Consider the following 23,810-nt stretch of genomic DNA (forward strand, 5'->3'; position numbering starts at 1 on the left):
CGTGAGTAAAATGCGTGTATTGTTTAAGCCACTCGCTCTGTAACTCACCAAATTCCTGAATCGATTTCCAGCCAGAAGCGCCGCATAATACAGCGGAGAAGGCTAAAAAAATCACATCCATTAATTCATGTTTTTTATTGATGTCAGAGCGAGGGTCTTCTATCTTGCTGATAAAATTAAAAATACTCATTATTAGGATCGCTTTTTTATGGAAGAGAGAGATCTTAACGTTTTAATGAGAGAAATGCCTATAAAAAGTCATATTCTGATTTTTATTTAACCAAAATAACCTTATTAAAAATGTGAGATCTCACCCTGACTGGCTGGTCACGATATCGAGAAATTCGGTTGCAGTGGGTAAGCCCAACTCGTTTATGGCAACGAGTAATTTCCTGGCCAGGGTAATACCTTGATTTATCTGACAGGAACCGTCGAGCTCTGGATCTGGAATAAGACCTTTCCAGCCTAAGACTGTACGCGGTTTTTCAAAATAAGTGCGCATAATAATTTCCAGTCTATGCTGGTATTTTCTGCGTAATGTATTCAGTTGATAGGCATAATCTAAAGCAGCATCAACATCATGAATAGAGCAAGGACCGACGATAACCATAAGTCGTGGGTCATTCCCAGATAAAATGGCTTCAATACGTGTTCGTGACGCTGTCACATTGTTGGCGATTTTTTCGGATATAGGAAATTGATTTGTAAGAGCCTGATGTGTTATCAGACTATCGACGCGGTGAGTCCTTAAACCATCTGTTCTGGGCATATATTTTCTCAAAGTTCGTTCCATACTCGTGTTTATATAGATAATTAAAATTACAATAAACGAGAATAGTTAAATTAAACAAACAATATAGCTATTCATATGATAAATTTTTTTCAATTGTTCATGTTAATATATTCTTAAAACATCCGGCGTTTTAACTTCATCGTATCGATTATTTTGGTTGATATTTCCTCAACAGAATAATTGGTGGTATTAAGATAATTAATCTTATTCTTACGAAATAAAGCTTCTACTTCAGAAATTTCTATTCTGCATTGCCTTAATGATGCATAACGGCTATTTTCTCGGCGTTCTTCCCTAATAGCGGCCAATCGTTCGGGGTTTATAGTTAAACCGAATAACTTATGCTGAAATTGTTTTAATGTTGCAGGTAATTGCAAATTATCCATATCGTCCGCAGTAAAAGGATAATTTGCAGCTTGTATACCAAATTGCATAGCTAAGTAGAGACTGGTAGGGGTTTTTCCACAACGAGATACCCCCAATAGAATAACCTGTGCTTGGTCAAGGTTACGTAACGAGATACCATCATCATGCGCCAGAGCATAATCAATAGCGGCTATGCGAGCATCATACTGGCTGAGATTTTTTTCTGTCAGGCCATGGGTACGGTTAAGCTCAGGTTTGGGTTCCAGCCCGGTTTCTTTCTGTAATGGAGCTACTAGCGTTTGGACAATATCCTGACAAAATCCTTCGCTGCTGGTAATAATATTTTTCACTCCAGAAGAGATAATGGAATAGAAAACTAAAGGTCTTATACGCGTATCCTGATATATTTTGTTTATTTGTTGCTTTATTTCTTTTGCACGATTTTCACTTGCAACAAAGGGAAGAGTATGCGAAGTCACTTTAATGGGGAATTGTGATAATACTGCATGACCTAATACTTCAGCGGTAATGGCTGTTCCATCGGAAATAAAGAAAACAGTACGTTCAACATTGTTATTTTCTTCTGATATTTCTAGTCTGGCTTTTGTCATAATATTTATAATGGCCTTTTATCTTTGTGAATCGTTCAGTTCAGTGAAGTAGGATATCGATTTTTCACAGATTATACTCGTAAAAAAATAATATTGTTTGGTTGATCGATTCACCTTTCTATGTGTGTCAAAACATTGTGTTAGTCTATTTACGACTGCTAAGTGCAGTGCCAATTTTCCGACTTGTCCCTCATGAATGTTAAAAGGATTGTTTTAATGCCCAACAGTGACCTCACCCCGTGTAATGTGCTTTGGTATAACCAATTAGGTATGCATGATGTTGACCGGGTGGGTGGTAAAAACGCCTCCCTGGGAGAAATGCTCACCAACCTGTCAGAATTGGGGATTTCTGTTCCGAATGGCTTCGCTACGACAGCACAGGCATTTAATGATTTTCTGGAACAAAGCGGTGTCAATCAGCGTATTTATAATTTACTGGATGAAACCGATGTTGATGATGTAAACCAGCTGGCTAAAACGGGCGCACAAATTCGCCAATGGGTGATAGATACGCCATTTACGCCGCAATTGGAAAAAGATATCCGGGAAGCTTATCAACAATTGTCTGAAGGGGAATCAGAAGCCTCTTTTGCAGTGCGTTCTTCTGCAACTGCCGAGGATATGCCTGACGCTTCTTTTGCCGGGCAGCAGGAAACTTTTCTGAATGTACAGGGTATTGATGCTGTGATGATTGCCATCAAGCATGTGTTTGCTTCATTGTTTAATGATAGGGCTATTTCCTATCGTGTCCATCAGGGTTATGACCATCGAGGGGTTGCACTATCAGCGGGCGTACAGCGTATGGTTCGTTCTGATCTTGCCTGTTCTGGGGTGATGTTCACTATTGATACTGAATCAGGATTTGATCAGATTGTATTTATTACATCGGCTTATGGGCTGGGTGAAATGGTTGTTCAGGGGGCAGTGAATCCTGATGAATTCTATGTACATAAACCAACCCTGAATAAAGGTTATCCTGCAATTGTTCGTCGTAATCTTGGTTCTAAAAAGCTGCATATGATCTACGCTGATAATAAAGATCATGGTAAGCAGGTACGTATTGAAGATGTGGCAGAATCACAACGCAATCGTTTCTCTTTAGCTGATGAGGAAGTTGAGGCGTTGTCGCGTCAAGCGTTGTTGATTGAAAAACATTATGGCCGGCCAATGGATATTGAATGGGCCAAAGATGGCCATAATGGCAAGTTATACATTGTTCAGGCACGCCCTGAGACGGTCCGCTCAAATCAAAAGGTTATGGAACGCTATCAACTGAATGAACGAGGTCGGATATTAGTAGAAGGGCGAGCTATAGGTCATCGTATTGGTTCAGGCATAGTAAAAGTTATCCATAACTTAAATGAAATGGAACGCATCCAACCGGGTGATGTTTTGGTCACTGATATGACTGATCCAGATTGGGAGCCTATTATGAAAAAAGCTGCCGCGATTGTAACTAACCGCGGTGGTCGCACTTGCCACGCAGCAATTATTGCTCGCGAGTTGGGAATTCCAGCTGTTGTTGGATGTGGTGATGCAACTGAGCGGCTGGAAGAAAATCAGCAAGTGACGGTTTCCTGTGCGGAAGGTGATACCGGTTTTGTTTATCAGGATCAGCTGAATTTTACAGTGCAAAGTTCCCAGGTCGATCAATTACCAGAGCTTGATGTGAAAATTATGTTGAATGTTGGCAACCCAGATCGTGCATTTGATTTTGCCCGTTTGCCCAATGAAGGTGTAGGTCTTGCTCGTTTGGAATTTATTATCAACCGGATGATAGGGGTCCATCCTCGCGCATTATTAGAGTTTGAGCAGCAAACCCCGGAATTGCAGCAAGAGATAAAATCTTTGATGGCGGGTTATGATGATCCGGTTGAATTCTATGTTGGACGCCTGACTGAAGGGATCGCGACTCTGGCGGCTGCATTTTGGCCGAAACGGGTTATTGTGCGTCTGTCTGACTTTAAATCCAATGAATATGCTAACTTGGTTGGCGGCAATATTTATGAACCCGATGAAGAGAACCCTATGCTGGGTTTCCGTGGTGCGGGACGTTATGTTTCTGACAGCTTCCGTGACTGTTTTGCATTAGAGTGTGAAGCGGTTAAACGTGTACGTAATGATATGGGGCTGACAAACGTTGAGATTATGATCCCATTTGTGCGTACCGTTGCTCAGGCTGAAGCGGTTGTTGCTGAGCTGGCATTGCAAGGATTGAAACGTGGCCAGAATGGATTGAAAGTCATTATGATGTGCGAGATTCCGTCCAACGCAATTCTGGCAGAACAGTTCCTTGAATACTTTGATGGTTTCTCTATTGGTTCTAACGATATGACTCAACTTACTCTTGGCTTGGACCGGGATTCGGGTGTGGTATCTGAACTATTTGATGAACGTAATGATGCGGTCAAGGCTATGCTTTCATTAGCTATCCAGGCAGCTAAACGTCAAAATAAATATGTGGGAATTTGTGGTCAAGGGCCTTCAGACCATCAAGATTTTGCTCACTGGTTGATGAAAGAAGGAATTGACAGCCTGTCATTAAATCCAGATACCGTTGTGAAAACCTGGTTAGAGTTAGCGAAAGAGAGTTAACTGCGAATAATACTCAATTGAAACTTGCAGCCCGTCAAAATGGCGGGTTTTTTTAATGATGCGAGCAACGGAGACATTATTCTGGGGAAGTACGAAAATGATAAAAAAAAGCCTATCGTGGGCTCGATAGGCAAAGACTACACACAGCAATATACGCGTTTCTAATTACTAGAACCATCAAAAGGAGAAATAAACGTCTCGTTCATAGCCCGTTCATATTAATTTAGTTGAATAGTTTATTCATTAAGAATAGTCCTAATTTACGTATTATTTATGGGCAAAAATGGCGATATTTAACCTTTTTTTAACAATTATTTGACAATATTTATATTTAATAAACTTGCATTTCAGATGAATGATTAGATTTATCTATATAAAGCCATAACTTAGCGAAAGAGTTAATCCTCTTTCGCTATATGTGGCAAAATTAATTGTCGGAAAAACTATTCTGAGAATTTCTTTTCCAGATATTTTTCAGTTTCTGTCAAATCATTTTTAGGTTCTGGGATTTCATTCATCCATGCAATTAATAAACGATAAGCAACGGCTAGCACGACTGGTCCGATAAATAGACCGATCATACCGAATGAGAGTATCCCGCCAATAACACCGGTTAATATCAGGGCCATAGGCAAGTCTGCGCCCAGGCGGATTAAAAATGGGCGAAGAAATCCATCCATTGTTGTGACTACACAGCTCCAGACCAATAGTGCGGTACCCCAGGTTGTATCACCTGTCCAGTAAAGCCAGGCGACAGCAGGGACTAAAATCAGCAATGGACCGATCTGGGCAACACAACAGACAAACATGAGTACGGTTAGCAAAGTAGCATAAGGAATACCTGAAACAGCCAAGCCAATACCACCGATAATCGCTTGAACCAGAGCAGTGACGACCACTCCGAGCGCCACAGCTCGGATAGATTGTGCTGCCAGCAGGATGGCGGCATCTCCACGTTTATCTGCAAGACGAACGGCAAAATGACGAATACTCATTGTCACTTGTTCACCTTTCAGATATAGCAACACACTGAATAGCACCATCAAAGCGAGATGGAAAACAAAACGTCCGGCATTTGCCGCTTGAGTAAAGAACCAGGTTGTAGCTTCTCCGATATAGGGTTGGACTTTGGCAATCAGAACATTCCCACCATCAGTAATCAGTGAGTTCCAACCGCTGTAAAGTTTATCACCAACGAGAGGAATGCTGCTCAGCCAGGTCATGGCTGGCATTTGAAAATTAGTAGGGGATTTAGCCCACGCAATTAATGGTGCGCTGTTTTCCAACAAACTACTGACCAGCAATGCAATGGGAATCACAAATAACAAGATTAGCAATAATGTCATAATAGTAACTGCAAGCCAGCGTTTACCCCATAAGCTGTTTTGTAGTTTTTCCAGTAAAGGCCAGGTGGCGATAACAACCATTCCGGCCCAGACAAAACCAAGGATAAAGGGTTTCATTACCCAGAAGCTGGTAACGATTAAGAGTGAAAGAAAAATTAAGGTAAACAATAACTTTGGTAGATCATAATGTGGTTGTGATTTGTCCATGAGTGAATTTCTCTAAGTAATTCAGTGGTGTCAATAAATAAGATGTTATCTATACCTGTTATCTTTCAAGTTGCCTCTTTGTTGGCTGCACTCTCTCACCCCGGTCACATAGTTATCTATGCTCCCGGGGATTCGCTCTCTTGCCGTCGCGATGCATCTTGAAATCTATTGGGTATATAGGTTACTCAAAATAGGTGAATATTATGATAAGGTAAACGCTTGCCTTCTTAGGTAGTAAGTTAGCAGGGATTAATTGTTACGGCTGACTAAAGTATCAAACTCAAAGAGTATTATAAATAAAGCAATGTGGACACTCATTTTACAAGGGTCAAAACGATAATGATCCCACGCATATCACAAGCACCTCACGTCAGTGAGTTGGCACAGGAATTCTTGGATACACTGAAAGAGCAAGGATTTACCGGAGATACTACAAGCAGCTATGCAGATCGTCTGACAATGGCGACAGATAACAGTATTTATCAGTTATTACCGCAGGCTGTTGTTTTCCCCCGATCCGGAGCAGATGTGGTTTTGCTGGCCCGTATCGCAGATGAAAAGAAATACCAGAATTTAACATTTACTCCGCGCGGTGGGGGAACAGGCACAAACGGCCAGGCTCTTAATAGTGGTATCGTGGTGGATATGTCCCGTTATATGAATCGCATCCTTGAAATTAACCCAGAGCAGGGCTGGGTGAGAGTAGAAGCGGGTGTGATTAAAGATCAACTAAACCAATATTTGCGTCCGTATGGTTATTTCTTTTCACCAGAACTTTCAACCAGTAACCGTGCGACACTGGGTGGCATGATTAATACTGATGCTTCCGGTCAAGGTTCGCTGGTATATGGTAAAACTTCCGATCATGTTCTTGGCTTACGGGCCGTGTTGTTAGGTGGAGAATTACTTGATACTCGGGCTATGGACGTAGCGCTGGCGGAATCGATTGCGCAAGAAGATTCTGTGACGGGTCGTATTTATAACACGGTACTTAACCGTTGCCGTGAACAACGTGAACTTATCGTTGAAAAATTTCCTAAACTTAATCGTTTTCTGACAGGTTATGATTTGCGCCATGTTTTCAGTGACGATATGCAGAAGTTTGATTTAGGCCGTATCTTGACCGGTTCAGAAGGAACTCTGGCTTTTATTACGGAAGCTGTTCTGGATATTACACTGTTGCCAAAAGTCAGGCGGTTGGTGAACGTAAAATATGATTCATTTGATTCTGCACTGCGTAATGCGCCTTTTATGGTAAATGCAAAGGCTTTATCGGTTGAAACTGTGGATTCCAAAGTGCTGAATTTAGCGCGTGAGGATATTGTCTGGCATTCAGTTAAGGAGTTGATTACTGATGTGCCTGGTAAGGACATGCAGGGGTTGAATATTGTTGAATTCAGTGGCGATGACCAACAATTAATAGATCAGCAAGTCACAACCCTCTGTCAGTGTCTTGATGAACTTATGAGTGACAAGCAGGCGGGTGTCATTGGTTATCAAGTTTGTCGGGAGTTGGATGATATTGAGCGTATTTATGCGATGCGCAAGAAATCCGTTGGTTTACTAGGTAACAGTAAAGGTGCTGCGAAACCGATCCCGTTTGTGGAAGATACATGTGTACCGCCACAGCATCTCGCTGATTATATTGCAGAATTTCGACAGTTGTTGGATAGCCATCATCTTAATTATGGTATGTTTGGTCATGTAGATGCTGGTGTGTTGCATGTCCGGCCAGCATTGGATATGTGTGATCCCCAGCAAGAAATATTGATGAAACAGATTTCTGATGAAATTGTCAGTCTTACTGCGCGTTATGGTGGTTTGTTGTGGGGTGAACACGGTAAAGGGTTTCGTGCTGAATACAGCCCTGAGTTTTTCGGTAGCACCCTGTATGAAGAATTGCGTCGGATTAAGGCGGCCTTTGACCCAGATAACCGTTTGAATCCGGGTAAAATTTGTTCACCGATTGGTGTTGATGCGCCGATGATGAAAGTCGACGCGGTCAAGCGAGGAAATTATGACCGGGAAATTCCGATCAATATAAGAAATAGATTCCGTGGCGCTATGGAATGTAATGGTAATGGTCTCTGTTTTAATTTCGATGTGAAAAGCCCGATGTGTCCATCCATGAAAATTAGCCAACAGCGTATCCACTCGCCGAAAGGACGGGCAACATTAGTGCGTGAATGGCTTCGTCTTTTAACGGAACAGGGCATGGACCTGAAATTGCTACAACAAGGATTGGAACAAAAACGACCAAGCCTGCGCGGGCTGATTGAGAAGACGCGTAATAGTTGGCAAGCATGGCGTGGAGAGTATGATTTTTCTCATGAAGTAAAAGATGCAATGTCTGGTTGTCTGGCATGTAAAGCGTGTTCAACACAGTGTCCGATTAAAATTGATGTGCCGTCATTCCGGGCACGTTTTCTTGAGCTATATCATGGCCGCTATTTCCGCCCCTTGCGTGATTATATTGTGGCAAGTGCGGAAAGTAGTACGCCATTAATGGCTAAGGCACCGCGGGTATTTAATTTCTTCTTGAAACAACCGTGGGTGCAGGAATTGAGCCGCCGTACTATCGGGATGGTAGATTTACCTTTATTATCCAGTCCGACACTGCATCAACAGCTTGCTGGTCATTATGCGCTTTCTACCACTTTAGAACAGCTTGAAAAAATGGATCAAGTTCACCGAGATAAACATGTATTGATCGTTCAGGACCCGTTCACTAGTTATTACGATGCTAAAGTTGTGGCTGACTTTGCCTGTTTGGTAGAAAAATTGGGATATAAACCGATATTGTTGCCATTTTCCCCTAATGGTAAGGCTCAACATGTCAAAGGATTTTTATCCCATTTTGCTAAAACGGCCAGAAAAACGTCAGATTTCCTTAATAGGGTATCTGATTTGGCAATTCCTATGGTTGGTGTTGATCCAGCATTGGTATTGTGTTACCGGGATGAATACAACGAAATTCTTGGTGAACAGCGAGGTAAGTTTGAGGTTCAGCTTGTACATGAATGGCTGATCAATGTTTTGCCAGAGAAAATAGATAATGAAGAAGAGTCCCGTGATAAATGGTATCTGTTAGGACATTGTACAGAAGTGACTATGCTGCCGGGCAGTAGTAAACAGTGGGAAAAAATTTTCCATCGGCTGGGTAGCAAGCTGGATAATATCAGTGTAGGCTGCTGTGGAATGGCTGGAACATATGGTCATGAAAATAAAAATATAAAACACTCTATTGGTATCTATAAATTATCCTGGCAACCCGCCTTGCAAAAATTACCATTGGAGCGTTGCCTGAGTTCTGGTTATTCCTGTCGTAGTCAGGTTAAGCGGATAGAAGGGCAAGTACTTAAGCATCCGTTGCAAGCTTTATTGGAGATAATCCCATGATTTGGAAACGTGATATTGGACTGGAGAGCCTGAATAAAGTAAGTAGCCAATGTATGATGGGTCATCTGGGCATAAAAATCACGCATATCGGTGATAACTTTATCGAAGGTACAATGCCTGTTGATTATCGTACCCAACAACCATTTGGTTTATTACATGGTGGGGCATCTGTTGTATTGGCAGAATCACTTGGTTCTTTGGCTGGGTATCTCTGTTCTGAAGGTGAGAAAAAAGTTGTTGGGTTGGAAATAAATGCTAACCATATCCGTTCTGTTCGTAGTGGTGAGGTAAAAGGGGTGTGTAAACCTCTCCATCTTGGGCGTAATCATCAGGTATGGAGAATCGATATTTTTGATGATCGGCAACATTTATGTTGCACCTCCCGATTAACTACGTCAGTTTTACCTGGATAAAATATAAAACAAAAGTAAAAGTAGGTTATTGTATGGATGATAACCTACTATTTAACTGAAAAAGTTATCCTTCACGGTAATTAAATTTAATTGTGATAGCCATCCAGGAAATATATATATTCCCTGGATCTTGTTGATATTTTTATAATGTTATGGATTATTTGATTTTCTTATATATATCCGATGAATTTAAATGTTGAATTATATTAAGTAAATTAATGCTGGAATAGATAAAAACCTAATTGCAAATTTTTATTTAAGTCTGTAAACGCCGATATATCAATTAATGCTAAAATTTCACCGGTTTTAATTTATGTTTAATTCCACTTAAATATGAAGGGTGCCTGAGATACAAGCCATAACAACATCTAAAAGGGCGGGAGTAAAAACCTTCCGCCAAGGCTGCCTTACCTGTTGCTGGATTCGTAAGCCATGATTGCCGCAACCTCTGTATTACCTTGTTTGATATGGAGCTTACAGAGTGAATCTCTTGTTATCCATGTGAATAAGAGTAACGTCACACAAATAACGATCAAACTAAATATTACGATTTTTTGTGGCTTCATAGCCTTCTCTCCTTGCTTTTTATCAGGTAAGAGGCTAGCCTTATGTTGTTTAGCATTAGGAGTAGCCTCATTTCGATTTATAGTCGGATGGGGCTTTTCTCTTTCTGCCTAGAACGTAATTTTTCCTGGAACATAATGCTCAAGACAGAAAGTCTCAAGCACCCGGGGGCAGTATACGTTTATTCGCATGAGATGCAAGGTCTTGCAAATATTTATTATGGTCACGTAATACGTTTGAATTAAATTAGTGGCTAATAAAGTTATTAATAGAATAAAGGAAGGCATATTAAGAGCGTAATATATAGATAAGATTATTTCTAAATACGTTTAATTGAGTTAATTAAATAGAAACTTTATTTGTATATATTATGATCATAATGGCAACTTTTGCTCTGCATTTCCGGTATATCTGAAAGTTCACCTCAAATAGTATCCCTAATGAACCTTTTGTGCTTTTGCCTTACGCCAATAAGTAAAAAATAGCACCATCGATCAAACTAATAATTTATAGATAAAACAGTAAATTAAAGAGATACCTTTCGTATGGAATGAACATAACTCACTGTATTTGAATAAAATTTAATCTATTTAAAGTATATCCTCTTAAAACAAATGGTTGAAGTGATAAGGGTTATCATTACCATTATGCGGTAAGGAGAATACTCCGATAACAGCGGCAAAAAATTGCTAAAGAAAAATATGAGGTCAACTATGACAAATAGTGTTGAAACCTTCTCTCTGAGTGAAACCGCATGGCAAGGAATCACCATCACAGAGAGAGCCGCAGCACAGATCCTGAAATTGATGCAGCAGAACCCACAAAGTAAAGGGTTATATCTAGGGGTTAAGCAGTCAGGATGCGCCGGCTTTGGCTATGTGTTTGAGATGGTTAACGATCCTGCACCTGACGATCTAAGGTATGAAAACGAGGGAGCATGTTTGTATGTCCCTCTGAAAGCCATGCCATTTATTGATGGTACTGAAGTTGATTTTGTACGTGAAGGTTTAAATCAGATGTTTAAATTCAATAATCCAAAAGCTCAGCATGCCTGTGGGTGTGGTGAAAGCTTTGGTATATAAGTGTACCAATCTATGTCTATGTCTCAGAGCAATGTAGAAATCAGTGATGATGTGCAGACTTGGCTTAGCGATCATCGTTATAAAGAAGGTTTTTTCACTCAGGTAGCGACTGATGAGTTAGCTAAGGGCTTGCACGAAGAAGTTGTGCGGGCAATTTCCGCAAAACGTAATGAACCTGAATGGATGCTTGAATTTCGGTTGAAGGCTTACCGCCATTGGCAGGGAATGGAAGAACCACATTGGTTAAAAGCGAATTACCCTAACCTTGATTATCAAGATTACAGTTACTATTCAGCACCTTCATGTGGTGCTTGTGATGATAGTTGTAGTTCGCAGTCTGGCGCTGAGCAAACCAATAATTACCTGACAGCAGAAATTGAAGAGGCATTTGATAAGCTAGGTGTTCCTGTACGGGAAGGAGAAGCTGTAGCGGTAGATGCTATTTTTGACTCTGTGTCTGTTTCAACAACGTATCGGGATAAGCTAGCGAAAGAAGGCATTATTTTTTGCTCATTCAGTGAAGCGATACAGGAATATCCTGAATTAGTTCAGAAATACCTCGGTAGTGTGGTTGCAAGCCATGATAATTTCTTTGCCGCGCTGAACTCAGCCGTTGCTTCTGATGGTACTTTTGTTTATGTACCCAAAGGGGTTCGTTGTCCAATGGAATTATCCACCTACTTTCGTATTAACGCCGCTAAAACGGGTCAATTTGAGCGGACGATTCTCATCGCTGATGAAGGTAGTTATGTCAGCTATATAGAAGGATGCTCGGCACCTGTACGTGACAGTTATCAACTTCATGCCGCTGTTGTGGAAGTGATTATCCATAAAGATGCAGAAGTGAAATATTCCACAGTACAGAACTGGTTTTCAGGTGGTGATAGTGCAGGAGGAATTCTCAACTTTGTAACTAAAAGAGCGTTATGTGAAGGTGAAAATGCCAAGATGTCCTGGACCCAATCTGAAACGGGTTCAGCAATTACCTGGAAATATCCGAGCGTGATCCTGAAAGGGGATAACTCGATTGGGGAATTTTTCTCTGTTGCCCTGACTAATGGTACTCAACAGGCAGATACGGGCACCAAGATGATCCATATTGGCTGTAACACTAAATCGACCATCATTTCAAAAGGCATTTCTGCTGGACGTAGCCAGAACAGTTATCGTGGGCTGGTAAAGATATTGCCGGGAGCAGAAAACGCGCGTAACTATACCCAATGTGATTCCATGCTGATTGGAACCGAATGTGGCGCGCATACTTTCCCTTATGTAGAAGTGCAGAACAATACCGCGCAACTTGAGCATGAAGCGACAACTTCCCGCATTGGTGAAGATCAATTGTTCTATTGTTTGCAACGCGGTATCAGTGAAGATGATGCGATTTCTATGATTGTTAATGGTTTCTGTAAGGACGTGTTCTCTGAACTTCCCCTTGAGTTTGCCGTTGAAGCGCAAAAATTGTTGGCGATTAGTCTTGAGCACAGCGTTGGATAAGTTCTCCCGGTTTCCCTTTTTTATGACAGAACGTTAAGTCGTTCGAAGGCATGTAATATGTTAAGTGTTAAAAACTTACGAGTCAGTGTTGAAGGTAATGAAATCCTAAAAGGATTAAATCTTGAAGTTAAACCTGGTGAAGTCCATGCCATTATGGGGCCAAATGGGTCTGGTAAAAGTACATTATCAGCAACATTAGCAGGTCGTGAAGAATATGAAATTGATGATGGTAACATCACCTTTAAAGGAAAAGACTTACTGGAACTTGAGCCGGAAGAACGGGCCGGTGAGGGAGTTTTTCTTGCTTTTCAATATCCGGTAGAAATTCCCGGTGTCAGCAATCAATTCTTCCTGCAAACAGCAGTAAACGCTGTGCGTGAATATCGCCATCAGGAGCCTCTGGATCGTTTTGATTTTGCTGATTTTATTGAAGAAAAAATTGAATTATTGGATATGCCAAAAGACTTGCTAACACGCTCAGTCAATGTTGGTTTTTCCGGGGGTGAGAAAAAGCGCAACGATATTTTGCAAATGGCTGCACTGGAGCCGACGCTTTGTATTCTGGATGAAACAGACTCAGGGTTGGATATTGATGCGTTGAAAATTGTCTCTAATGGAGTGAATTCTCTGCGTGATCCAAACCGTTCATTCATTATCGTCACCCATTACCAGCGTATTTTAGATTATGTGAAACCTGACTTTGTTCATGTGCTTTATCAGGGGCGGATTATTAAATCCGGTGATTTCAGTCTGGCGAAAAAGTTAGAGGAACAAGGTTATGGCTGGCTTATTGACCAACAGTGAAAGGACTGAGAAAAACCGCCAGGTTGCAGAACGTAATCAGAAAGCACTAGAACGTTTTGCGGGTTTATATCATTCTCGCCGTGGTGATGATTCATTGCATGCCAGTATGCATTGGGAGAAAGCAACTAAAGCCCATTTTCCTCAATTCAGACACGAAGACTGGTGCTATACGCCGCTGGAACGACTGCTAAGTCAGCAATACAGTATCAAAGCTGGGGAATTAACAGCAGCACAGTGCGAACAATTGGCTATTTCAATGGACTGTTGGCGAGTTGTTCTGGTGGATGGTTGTTTTTCCCCTTTATTGAGTTCCCGTGAATTTGGGCCTTATCAACTCAGCTTATTGGATAACAAAAGTAAACTTCCGGCACCGATACAGAGTGAAATTTTTCTGCATTTAACAGAAAGTCTGGCCCAACAGCCTTTAATCATCACATTGAAAGCTGGACAAATCGCAGAAAAGCCGCTGTATCTGCTAAATATGACAAGTGGCTATTCTGATGAAATATTGAATTCTAGCCATTACCGCTACCACATTTCTGTGGGGGCTAATGCCAATGCCAAAGTGATTGAACATTTTGTTAGTATTGATGAGCAGCAACCCCATATGACTGGAAGCAGACTGACCGCAGAGGTGGGTGATAATGCCAGCTTAACTCATATAAAACTGGGCATTGAAAACAACAAAAGCTACCACTTTGCGCATAACGACATTGTGATTGGTCGTGATGCCAGGGTAAAAAGCACCAGTTTTTTGTTAGGGGCGGCGCTTAGCCGGCACAATACCAGCGTTCAGCTTAATAGTGAGGGGGCTAATTTATCATTGAATAGCCTGTTGTTGCCGCAAGGCAAAGAGGTTGCAGATACTCGTACTTATCTGGAACACAACAAAGGCCATTGCGAAAGTCGCCAGTTGCATAAAACAATTGTGATGGATCAGAGCAAAGCTGTGTTCAACGGCATGATCAAAGTGGCGCCTCATGCACTGAAAGCCGATGGGAAAATGACCAATAACAATCTGCTGTTAGGCAAACAGGCAGAAGTAGATACCAAGCCACAATTAGAGATTTATGCTGATGATGTGAAATGCAGTCATGGTGCAACCGTTGGTCGGATAGATGAAGAACAATTATTCTATCTGCAATCACGAGGTATCAACCAGCGTGAAGCACAACATATGATTGTATTTGCTTTTGCTGCCGAGCTTACTGAATTTATTGAAGATGAAGTACTGAAAGCTGTTGTCATGAAACACATTAAACACCGTCTGGCGGGAGTGGAAAAATGACTTTTTCGGTAAAAAAGGTGCGACAGAATTTCCCGGTATTAACTCAGCAGATCAATGGACATCCACTGGTTTATCTCGATAGTGCCGCCAGTGCTCAGAAACCTGTTCAGGTCATTGAGCGGGAAAGCGAATTTTGTTTGCATCAGTATGCGGCAGTTCACCGCGGAATTCATACTCTGAGTTCTGTGGCTACTCGTATGGTTGAAAACGTGCGCCACCAGATAGCGCAATTTATTCATGCTCAAAGTGATGAAGAGATTGTTTTCGTTAAAGGTACGACGGAAGGGATTAATCTGGTTGCTAATAGTTATGGCCGAAAATTTATCAATAACGGCGATAATATTGTTATTACTGAGATGGAACATCATGCCAATATCGTTCCGTGGTATATGCTGGCAGAACATATTGGATGTGAAATCAGAATATGGCCGTTGGATGAAAACGGTGAATTGGATCAATCGGTTTTATCATCCTTGATTGATTCACGGACTAAATTACTCTCTTTTACTCACTTATCTAATGTGCTTGGCACAGTAAATCCTGTACGTGAAATTATAAAGCAGGCCAGAAAATTGGCTGATGAGCAGGGCGCTCAATTACATATACTGGTTGATGGCGCTCAGGCCATCATGCATAAAAAAGTTGATGTTCAGAAGCTGGGGTGTGATTTTTATGTTTTTTCCGGCCATAAATTATACGGACCAACAGGAATTGGTGTGCTTTATGGGCGAAAATCCCTTCTGGATGCAATGCCACCTTGGGAAGGGGGCGGGGCGATGATAAAACACGTTAGCCTGCAAACAGGGATAACCTATACAGAATCACCATGGCGGTTTGAAGCGGGAACACCGAATACTGCGGGGATTATTGGACTTGGTGCTGCTGTTGATTATGTCTCTTCAATTGGGTTGGATGAAATTAAGCAATATGAACAGGAGTTGATGGATTATGCAATTACAGGGTTGAAAGAAATTAACTCATTGAAATTGTATGGCCCTGAGCAACGTCAGGGAGTTATTGCTTTCAACCTTGGTCGCCATCATGCCTATGATGTAGGAAGTTTCCTTGATCAATATGGAATAGCTATTCGTACGGGGCATCATTGCGCACTTCCTTTAATGGAGCATTATCAGGTTCCCAGTATGTGCAGAGCATCGTTGGCAATTTATACGACGAAAGAAGATATTGATGTGCTTGTTGCTGCATTGCAGAGAATAGAAAAATTGCTTGGTTGAGCCAGTTACAGATCGAAAGAATAATAAGGAAAAAATCATGGCAAGTTTGCCCGACCAAAATAAATTATTGCGTAATTTTTCCCGTTGTCAAAACTGGGAAGAAAGATATCTCTATCTGATTGAGCTGGGAGAGAGATTGCCTTCTCTTACTGACGAGCAGCGCCAACCGGAGTATTTAATCTCAGGTTGTCAGAGTCAGGTATGGATATTGCTGAGAAAAAATGACCAAAACAAAGTAGAGTTTGTTGGTGATAGTGATGCTGCGATTGTTAAAGGGCTAGTTGCGATTGTCTTTATTCTTTTTCAAGATAAGGTGCCGCGGGAGATTCTGGATATGGATGTGACTGAATATTTTGAAAAACTTTCTTTGCAGCAACATCTGACACCATCACGAACACAGGGGCTACACGCAATGATATGTGCTATCAGGAATATGGCAAGTAAAATGGTTTAAATACCAGTCTTACACGTTTCTTTAGCTACTGATAATATATAACCGTGACAAAGGAATAAGATCTCAATCTTTTACGCTTAATTTATCTGATAACATTCAGAAGTCATTCCAGGAAGCAAGCATGAAACGAGTTTTAACGTTTATCGGCATGTTATTATTGAGTGGGTTGATTAATACAGTCAGCGCTACAGAATATACCTTGCCACCTGCCAATAGTCGTTTAATTGGCGAAAATACGATATTTGTTGTACCAGATGACGGACGTTCTCTGGAGGCTATTGCTGCTGAATATAAAATTGGTTTACTAGCAATGTTGGAAGCTAACCCAGGGACCGATCCTTATCTGCCTGCTTCGGGTTCTGAATTAATAATTCCATCACAAATGTTGCTGCCTGACACACCAAGGCAGGGAATGGTGATTAACCTTGCAGAATTGAGACTCTACTATTTTCCTAAAGGAAAAAATAAAGTCATTGTTTATCCGATTGGCATTGGACAGCTTGGCCGTAATACACCGGTGATGACAACGTCTGTCAGCCAATTAATCAAGGATCCAACCTGGACGCCGACTAAAAATATCCGCAAACATTATGCTGAGCAGGGGATTACCCTACCGGCAGTTATTCCTGCTGGCCCGGAAAACCCAATGGGATTGTTTGCGTTGCGCTTAGCTGCCGGGCGTGGAGAATACCTGATCCACGGCACTAATGCTGATTTTGGTATCGGTATGCGTGTGAGTTCTGGTTGTATCCGTTTGCGTCCTGATGATATTGAAGCGTTATTTAACAGCGTTCCTCGTGGAACGAGAGTACAGATTATTAATGAAGCTGTTAAATATTCGGTAGAACCAAATGGTAAGCGTTATGTGGAAGTACATCAGCCGCTGTCTAAAAAAGAGGATGATGACCCACAGACATTACAAATTATCCGGTCAGCAGCTCTGAACAAGTTCATTAATAATAGCGAAACGGATAAAAATATTGTTGAACAAGCTCTTGTTCGCCGTTCTGGTATACCTGTGCTGGTAAGTAAAGGTACACCACTAGAAACGCAACAGAATCAGAATCTGCGAGAAGAGAATTTAACGCCAGTGGAAGACGATATTAAAGATGTGGGGCAGGAAGTGAATGTGAATGAAAAAGCATCTGAACCGTTTAAGTTACCACCATTATATCAGCCTGGGCCAATCTATCAGAAAGATTAATGCTTTTTTATGGGCAGGAGGCGGAGAATATTTATCTGACAGAATCTTGCAATAAAAAAATGGCGTACTGATGTACGCCATTTTTATACTTAATTACAAAAAATTATTTTTTGTAGGAACGAACTTGGTTATCCAGACGCTGATTTGCACGAGCGGCTTCATCTTTAGCTGCTTGAATATCAGTACGTACTGAGTTCACGTCGTTGCTCAGTTGATCAACTTTTGCATTCAGAGTCTGAATATCGGAAGACAGCTGATCAACCTTAGCAGTACTTGAACAACCAGCTAACATAGTAGAAGCCAGAACTACTGCGCCCAGTACAATTTTAGTACGATTCATTATAATACCCTCTAGATTTAAGTTAATCTCCAAGTAGCCATATAAGTATTACACAAAGTTTTTTAGAAAGAGAATAAATTTTTATCATGAAAACCAATTATTTCAATTTTTCTCTTTAGAAAGCGGATAATTTCCATCTGAATGTAAAGAAACAAAACCATTGAGTAACATTCTAATCAACAAAATCCTATTCTATAGGGGATGATATTCTCTGAAATAATTTTAGTTAAAAATTCTTATAAATAAAAAATACCACATCCCAGTCACCTTACACCTATTGAACCATCGGAATATGTCTCAATGGAGATGTTCTGCATACATAAATTGGGGAGTGGGCTTAAAACAAATTTGTTAAATGAAACTTATTATAGGAGAGCAACTTGACAATACAAAGGTTGAATTCTAGTCTCATATTTAAACTGGTAGGAGGAGTATCTTATGATAACCAATCAATCCAATGAGCATTTTATCATCACGGTTGATAATGGAGTGGCTCATTTGCAACTAAGTCGTCCTGACAAAGCAAACAGTTTGGCACTTGGATTTTGGAAACTGTTTCCAGAAGCAATAGATCAACTCAGTCGTTCAGGTCAAGTGCGGGTAATGGTGATCTCTGCACAAGGGCGCGTATTTTGTGGGGGGCTTGACCTGCAAATTTTTGCCTCTAGTAAGGCTGTCCATACAGATAATCCCCATAAGCGGGAAGTTATGCAGTTTAGTTTATTGCAAATGCAGGAAGCAATAAATGTATTGGAACGTGCACGCTTTCCTGTTATTGCTGCGGTACAGGGAGCTTGTCTTGGGGCTGGATTTGACTTAATTACTGCGTGCGACTTTTGTTTTGCTTCTGATGATGCGAAATTTCGTATAGAGGAAACCAATATCGGCATGATGGCTGACTTGGGAATTCTTCAGCGGTTGCAACATCTTATTCCTGGCGGCATGGCCCGCTATCTTGCACTTACAGGAGACACACTGAGCGCTATTCAGGCTCATGATTTAGGTCTAGTGGTGAGGATTTTCCCTTCTACAGAAACATTAATAGAAGGGGCTTTAGCGACTGCTCGGCGTATTGCTGATCGGTCTCCAGTTGCTATTAATGGGATTAAACGAGCGATGCTTTACAGCCGTGATCATGGCGTCTACGAATCATTGCAACAAACTGCGCTTTTGCAAGCTTCAATTTTTAGTCAACAGGATATCCTGAATTCAATTCAAGCTAAAGCAAGTGGTGTAGCAAGTGAATTCCAGAACTTAAGCGAAGTAGGTAACACTTTCGATGGGCCGTGATTGAGGCAAAGACGTTAATAACAGGCAAGTTAGGTTTTCCGCATATTGATGTGGTTCAATGATTTTGGTCACCGTCATAGAGGTGATATTCTTACTTCGACAATTCAACAGGTGACATAATGAAAAGAAGTTTCAGCCCCGAGTTTAAATTGGAGTCAGCGCAGTTAGTGCTTGACCAAAACGACAATATTGCCGAAGCGGCCACATTACACGTTCATTTTGGTACGATTGACGCCGTGCGGGGCGTCAATCTCATCAAATTTAGTTTGAACTACTACAACAGAGATGATAATCCTTGAGCTTGTTCCCAAGTCTCAGAATCTCCTATACGTTGCTTATACGATAAACCAATAAGTGGAACGTTTTTCATCACCTTATTACCAGGAGTACCAGTATTGATTGCTTGTATTTCCAGATTTCCACTATGGAGAAGTAATTGCTGTAATAGCTTCTGATCTGTTTTTTTCAGTTGGCTGCCAGGCACATTTAAGCCCCGACCTTGATGGATTGCCACAGCTTCTCGTTTTAACTCGACATCCAGCATTCCGGTTCTGTCCTTACCACTTTTGCAGTTCCAACAGGGTATTGCACCTATCTCATAGGCCAGCATTGCTACGCGCTGTGGGGCTTTGTATGGTTCACCACCATCGTAATGATGTGCTTTATCAGCCCAAATTTCTTTCAATTGTTGGCTTAATAGGCGCACACGTGAAGCATTTTTGGGATTATTGGCCAAGTATTCTCCTACCCAACCACCGGGTTCGGCCATAGGATGCAAGTTATTTCCTAAGAGTTGATGTAATGCTGTCACATTACACTTATCAGCTTGATTGTGGCCTAAAGGAAGTTTCAGAGCGAGTTCGTTGACACCAAAATTAAATGCAGCGACGTCTAGTTTTACCTTGACGTTTTGCATATGGCCATCTTCGGTACGTATAGATAACGTAAGTGGTTTCTCAGTACACAGTGCTTTCCATGCCTCTATTTGATCGTGCAACATATCACTTTCTTGTTGAAATGCGGTAAGTAGTGATGTCGAGACTAACTGTAACTCAACGGTTTCTCCTTTTAATGCTCGTTGTAGTAGATCTGTTTTCGTAAATAGTGCGGCGGTGACAACTTCACGTGCTCGTGCTTTTGCGCCGTCTAAACGTTCTATTGTTCCTTTTTCTAATGTGAAAGGCGATAAGACGCCGTGACGTAATCCTTTAAATAGTGTCTGTTCTTGTCCATTTTCATTTTTGACACGTATATCTGATACCCACATATTAACGGAGTGGATGGTTTCTTGTGTGGATTTACTGCACACACCGTAATCCTGGTAGGAAGTTGGAAAAATATCATCTGTACCTAATTTCATCTGTGCTGCCGGTGTGGATGTGCAATGATACATTCTACCACCATGCTCAAATTGAGTTTCCAGTGTAGCCCATTTCTTATGATTAAGATGTTGTTTACTCGCTTCACTGAAAGCAAGTTTTGCTTCTTTCATAGCTTCTTTGTGTGAGATGCCTATTTTTCTTAGCTGGTTGGCTATTAAATTAATAAGATTTTTGCTAAGAGATTTTGTTGCTTTTAATTCATCAGGGGTAGCTGGTCTATCCGCTTTGAAATGAGCCGCTTCTAACTGGCGAGATAAATGCTTTAGTGTTGTGGGATCGCCACCAAGGTTCCTTAGTGCTAAGGCAGCAGAATCGATCATATTTTGTTGTAGATTAAAAACAGTATGAATGGAACGAGTAGAAGGTAATGATGGTTGATTGAATTCGGATAGAAGTTTCGTTTCGCCTCTATGTAATGATATCAAATTGATTTTCACAGGGATTTTTATAGAAGAAGATTGCGTTGTTTTTAGCTGCTGTGATGAGGTGCTAACCTTCAATATACGACTCAAAGTTGCGCTATTTGCCGATATTTTTGAGGCTATACGCTTGATATTTTGGATAAGGAAAGTAGGAAGTTTAGCGACTTGTGTATGCTTGATATTCTGGATAATGGGAGTGGGAAATTTAGCGACTTGTATATGCATGATTTCTCCTTTCATGTTGAAATAATAAGTATTGAATAGATATTGAACCACAAAATGTAAATTTTCGATATAAAAAAAGTTTTTCATATGAACATTGGAAAAACATGCCGGATTTATCCGGTACGTCGTAAAACTCCGTTCTTTGTTCTTCAGGACGGGATATAAATTGCCGCAAGATATCTTTGAGATTGTTCCGGGTAAGGCGACGCAAGTAGTGACGACCGATGAGGATTGGAAGGGGGAATAATCAGGTGTTATATCAAATAAGCAAAGAAAGCCAGATCTGAAATAGAAACACCGCAAACATGCGGCGTTTCAGAAATAAAGTTAAATGCAGAATTAAAGAATGTGGACAGAAGAGGTGTTGGTTGTACCGCTTGGAACCAGAGTGCCAGATACCATAACCACGACTTCACCTTTCTTTGCCAAACCGCTAGCCAATGCTGCTTCTTTACCAATACGGTAGAAGTCATCAGTTGATGCGATTTCTTTGACGATTTGAGTGGAAACACCTTTAACCAGAAGCAATTGGCGTGCCGTTACTTCATTAGTGGTTAACGCCAGAATAGGGGCTCCTGGGAAGTATTTACGGATAGATTTGGCAGATTTACCACCATATGTTGCAACCACAATCAGAGGGGCTTCCAGTTTTTCTGAGGTTTCAACTGCACCACGACATACCGCTTCGGTTACACGTAGTTTACGGCAATTAACGGCATCAATGCGGCTTGGCATTACGCGGTCTGTACGTTCACAAATTGTTGCCATGATCGTTACCGCTTCTATGGGATATTTGCCTTTTGCACTTTCTCCGGAAAGCATGACTGCATCAGTACCATCCAGAATGGCGTTAGCAACGTCTCCCGCTTCTGCGCGAGTAGGGCGTGGATTTTTAATCATAGAATCCAGCATTTGAGTTGCAGTAATCACAACTTTGCGAGCCATGTTACATTTTTCAATCATCATTTTTTGGGCGAAGATGACTTCTTCCACCGGAATTTCAACACCCAGGTCACCACGGGCAACCATGATCCCGTCAGAAGCTTCAAGGATCTCATCAAAGTTGTTCATACCTTCCTGGTTTTCAATCTTAGAGATGATTTGAATATTTTCACCGCCGTGTGCTTTCAGATGTTCACGGATTTCCAGAACATCAGAGCGTTTACGGATAAAAGAAGCGGCGACGAAATCAACACCTTGTTGGCAACCGAAGATCAAATCTTGTTTATCTTTCTCTGCCAAGGCAGGCAGGCTGATAGAAATACCCGGCAGGTTAACACCTTTGTTTTCACCCAAGTCACCATTGTTTAGAACTTGGCAAATAACTTCTGACTCAGTGACTTCTTTAACTGTCATGCCGATTAAGCCATCATCAACCAAAACAGTATTACCTGGAGCCAGATCAGCAGGAAAACCGCTGTAAGTGACAGCAACACGGTCTTTATTACCAATAACAGAAGTGTCAGTGGTAAAAGTGAAAGTCTGTCCCGCGATCAGGGAAACATCATTGCCGCTTTCCAGCTTCATAGTGCGGATTTCAGGCCCTTTAGTATCCAGCAAAATGGCTGCTTGCTTACCTGTTTTAGTCATAACTGAACGGATATTTTGAATACGCTGGCCGTGCTCTTCGTAGTCTCCGTGTGAAAAGTTGAGGCGCATAACATTCATGCCTGCATTCAACAATTCTGTCAGTCTTTCTTCGGATTCTGTTTTTGGTCCGATCGTGCAAACAATTTTGGTTTTCTTCATGACAATCTATCTACAGGTTTTAATGGATGAAAATAGTGAACCGTCAACTTTATGATTTGCGAAGTTATCATCTGGTGTTGAAAGTTGCGCAATATCATTGAGGACTAGTGACGGGGAAGACATGCAGTATTTTTTTGTGAGTTTAAACACATGTAACTAATACGAGCATATACGTACTATCTCAATTACGTACTATCAATCTGTGGTTCTCCCAGCATTCGGTAAATTGATGTGCTGAAACCATTCAACTATAAATTGTGCCGTATTATAAAGAGTAATTTCTGTGAAATGAATTAAAAAATGATTATGTAGATTAATTATAACAGTAAAATGAAAAAACGACCAAGCTTGTAGCAGAAGACCATGGTTTATTGTGAAATTTTCATATAAAAAACAGTGATTTAGTTTGAAATGCTGGATGAATTTTTTGTAATCAGGAGATACAACAGGATCAGCCTTAAGAATTTGGTGCGTCCGAGTGGACTCGAACCACCGACCCCCACCATGTCAAGGTGGTGCTCTAACCAACTGAGCTACGGACGCA

General features: G+C 41.1%; 19 protein-coding genes, 1 tRNA gene and 1 pseudogene. 12 read left to right on the top strand and 9 right to left on the bottom strand.

All coding sequences use genetic code 11. The features are described 5' to 3' along the window. The 3 genes and pseudogenes from BO26_RS20740 to ppsR form a co-directional block, all read right to left on the bottom strand. Positions 1–190, bottom strand: a 190-nt coding sequence (locus tag BO26_RS20740) for an ISAs1 family transposase (protein ID WP_036774780.1), incomplete at its 3' end; no start/stop codon positions are given. Between the two features lie 129 nt (positions 191–319). Then, positions 320–769 (bottom strand): annotated as a pseudogene (locus tag BO26_RS20745) (3-deoxy-7-phosphoheptulonate synthase); the annotation flags it as partial. A 137-nt stretch (positions 770–906) separates the two neighbouring features. Further along, positions 907–1,770, bottom strand: coding sequence for a posphoenolpyruvate synthetase regulatory kinase/phosphorylase PpsR (gene ppsR, locus BO26_RS20750; RefSeq protein ID WP_036774782.1), 864 nt, complete (start codon positions 1,768–1,770; stop codon positions 907–909). Between the two features lie 216 nt (positions 1,771–1,986). Here ppsR and ppsA point away from each other — a divergent pair, with 216 nt between their 5' ends. Then, the gene (gene ppsA / locus BO26_RS20755; RefSeq protein ID WP_036774785.1) at positions 1,987–4,365 is read left to right on the top strand and encodes a phosphoenolpyruvate synthase; all 2,379 of its coding nucleotides are present in this window, start codon (positions 1,987–1,989) and stop codon (positions 4,363–4,365) included. A gap of 443 nt (positions 4,366–4,808) precedes the next feature. Here ppsA and ydiK read toward each other — a convergent pair whose 3' ends face one another. Then, positions 4,809–5,918: an AI-2E family transporter YdiK gene (gene ydiK / locus BO26_RS20760; protein ID WP_036774786.1), complete on the bottom strand. Its 1,110-nt coding sequence runs from the start codon at positions 5,916–5,918 to the stop codon at positions 4,809–4,811. A 339-nt stretch (positions 5,919–6,257) separates the two neighbouring features. On the opposite strand from ydiK, the gene ydiJ reads away from it, so the two are divergent. Together ydiJ and BO26_RS20770 are read left to right on the top strand one after the other, a co-directional pair. Then, positions 6,258–9,317: a D-2-hydroxyglutarate dehydrogenase YdiJ gene (ydiJ, locus tag BO26_RS20765; RefSeq protein WP_036774787.1), complete on the top strand. Its 3,060-nt coding sequence runs from the start codon at positions 6,258–6,260 to the stop codon at positions 9,315–9,317. Then, positions 9,314–9,730, top strand: a complete 417-nt coding sequence (locus tag BO26_RS20770; RefSeq protein WP_015834043.1) for a hotdog fold thioesterase — start codon at positions 9,314–9,316, stop codon at positions 9,728–9,730. Before ydiJ ends, BO26_RS20770 begins: the two co-directional genes overlap by 4 nt. 407 nt (positions 9,731–10,137) lie before the next feature. Here BO26_RS20770 and BO26_RS20775 read toward each other — a convergent pair whose 3' ends face one another. After that, a complete protein-coding gene (locus tag BO26_RS20775; RefSeq protein WP_036774789.1) occupies positions 10,138–10,296 on the bottom strand; it encodes a Hok/Gef family protein in 159 nt (52 codons plus the stop codon). Positions 10,297–11,007: 711 nt separating this feature from the next. Here BO26_RS20775 and sufA point away from each other — a divergent pair. From sufA to BO26_RS20810, 7 genes are all read left to right on the top strand, one after another. Next, positions 11,008–11,376: a Fe-S cluster assembly scaffold SufA gene (gene sufA / locus BO26_RS20780; protein WP_036774790.1), complete on the top strand. Its 369-nt coding sequence runs from the start codon at positions 11,008–11,010 to the stop codon at positions 11,374–11,376. Positions 11,377–11,394: 18 nt separating this feature from the next. Then, complete coding sequence (gene sufB / locus BO26_RS20785) at positions 11,395–12,873, top strand: Fe-S cluster assembly protein SufB (RefSeq protein WP_036774917.1); 1,479 nt, start codon at positions 11,395–11,397, stop codon at positions 12,871–12,873. A gap of 57 nt (positions 12,874–12,930) precedes the next feature. Then, positions 12,931–13,677: a Fe-S cluster assembly ATPase SufC gene (gene sufC, locus BO26_RS20790; protein ID WP_036774792.1), complete on the top strand. Its 747-nt coding sequence runs from the start codon at positions 12,931–12,933 to the stop codon at positions 13,675–13,677. Next, a complete protein-coding gene (gene sufD, locus BO26_RS20795; RefSeq protein ID WP_036774794.1) occupies positions 13,652–14,965 on the top strand; it encodes a Fe-S cluster assembly protein SufD in 1,314 nt (437 codons plus the stop codon). The genes sufC and sufD overlap by 26 nt, the downstream gene beginning before the upstream one ends. Beyond that, entirely contained in the window at positions 14,962–16,200 is a 1,239-nt protein-coding gene (gene sufS / locus BO26_RS20800) for a cysteine desulfurase SufS (RefSeq protein WP_036774795.1), read from the top strand. The genes sufD and sufS overlap by 4 nt, the downstream gene beginning before the upstream one ends. 37 nt (positions 16,201–16,237) lie before the next feature. Continuing rightward, entirely contained in the window at positions 16,238–16,654 is a 417-nt protein-coding gene (sufE, locus tag BO26_RS20805) for a cysteine desulfuration protein SufE (RefSeq protein WP_036774796.1), read from the top strand. Positions 16,655–16,775: 121 nt separating this feature from the next. Then, positions 16,776–17,858 carry a L,D-transpeptidase family protein gene (locus tag BO26_RS20810; RefSeq protein WP_036774797.1) on the top strand — a complete coding sequence of 361 codons (1,083 nt, stop codon included), beginning with the start codon at positions 16,776–16,778 and terminating at the stop codon, positions 17,856–17,858. Positions 17,859–17,961: 103 nt separating this feature from the next. Here the strand turns inward: BO26_RS20810 and BO26_RS20815 are convergent, their stop codons facing one another. After that, complete coding sequence (locus tag BO26_RS20815) at positions 17,962–18,198, bottom strand: major outer membrane lipoprotein (RefSeq protein WP_036774799.1); 237 nt, start codon at positions 18,196–18,198, stop codon at positions 17,962–17,964. Between the two features lie 438 nt (positions 18,199–18,636). Between BO26_RS20815 and BO26_RS20820 the strand changes: the two genes are divergently transcribed. Next, a complete protein-coding gene (locus BO26_RS20820) occupies positions 18,637–19,488 on the top strand; it encodes an enoyl-CoA hydratase-related protein (RefSeq protein ID WP_036774801.1) in 852 nt (283 codons plus the stop codon). Between the two features lie 119 nt (positions 19,489–19,607). Continuing rightward, positions 19,608–19,787: a transposase gene (locus BO26_RS24745; protein WP_036774803.1), complete on the top strand. Its 180-nt coding sequence runs from the start codon at positions 19,608–19,610 to the stop codon at positions 19,785–19,787. Here the strand turns inward: BO26_RS24745 and BO26_RS20830 are convergent. The 3 genes from BO26_RS20830 to BO26_RS20845 form a co-directional block, all read right to left on the bottom strand. After that, positions 19,763–21,604 carry a type III secretion system effector inositol phosphate phosphatase gene (locus BO26_RS20830; RefSeq protein WP_072023316.1) on the bottom strand — a complete coding sequence of 614 codons (1,842 nt, stop codon included), beginning with the start codon at positions 21,602–21,604 and terminating at the stop codon, positions 19,763–19,765. The genes BO26_RS24745 and BO26_RS20830 overlap by 25 nt on opposite strands. A 252-nt stretch (positions 21,605–21,856) precedes the next feature. Next, entirely contained in the window at positions 21,857–23,266 is a 1,410-nt protein-coding gene (gene pykF, locus BO26_RS20835; protein ID WP_036774806.1) for a pyruvate kinase PykF, read from the bottom strand. A 466-nt stretch (positions 23,267–23,732) separates the two neighbouring features. Next, positions 23,733–23,809, bottom strand: a tRNA-Val gene (locus BO26_RS20845). Between the last annotated feature and the right edge of the window lies 1 nt (position 23,810).

The sequence above is a fragment of the Photorhabdus australis DSM 17609 genome (assembly GCF_000711895.1).
GTDB classification, from domain to species: Bacteria; Pseudomonadota; Gammaproteobacteria; order Enterobacterales; family Enterobacteriaceae; genus Photorhabdus; species Photorhabdus australis.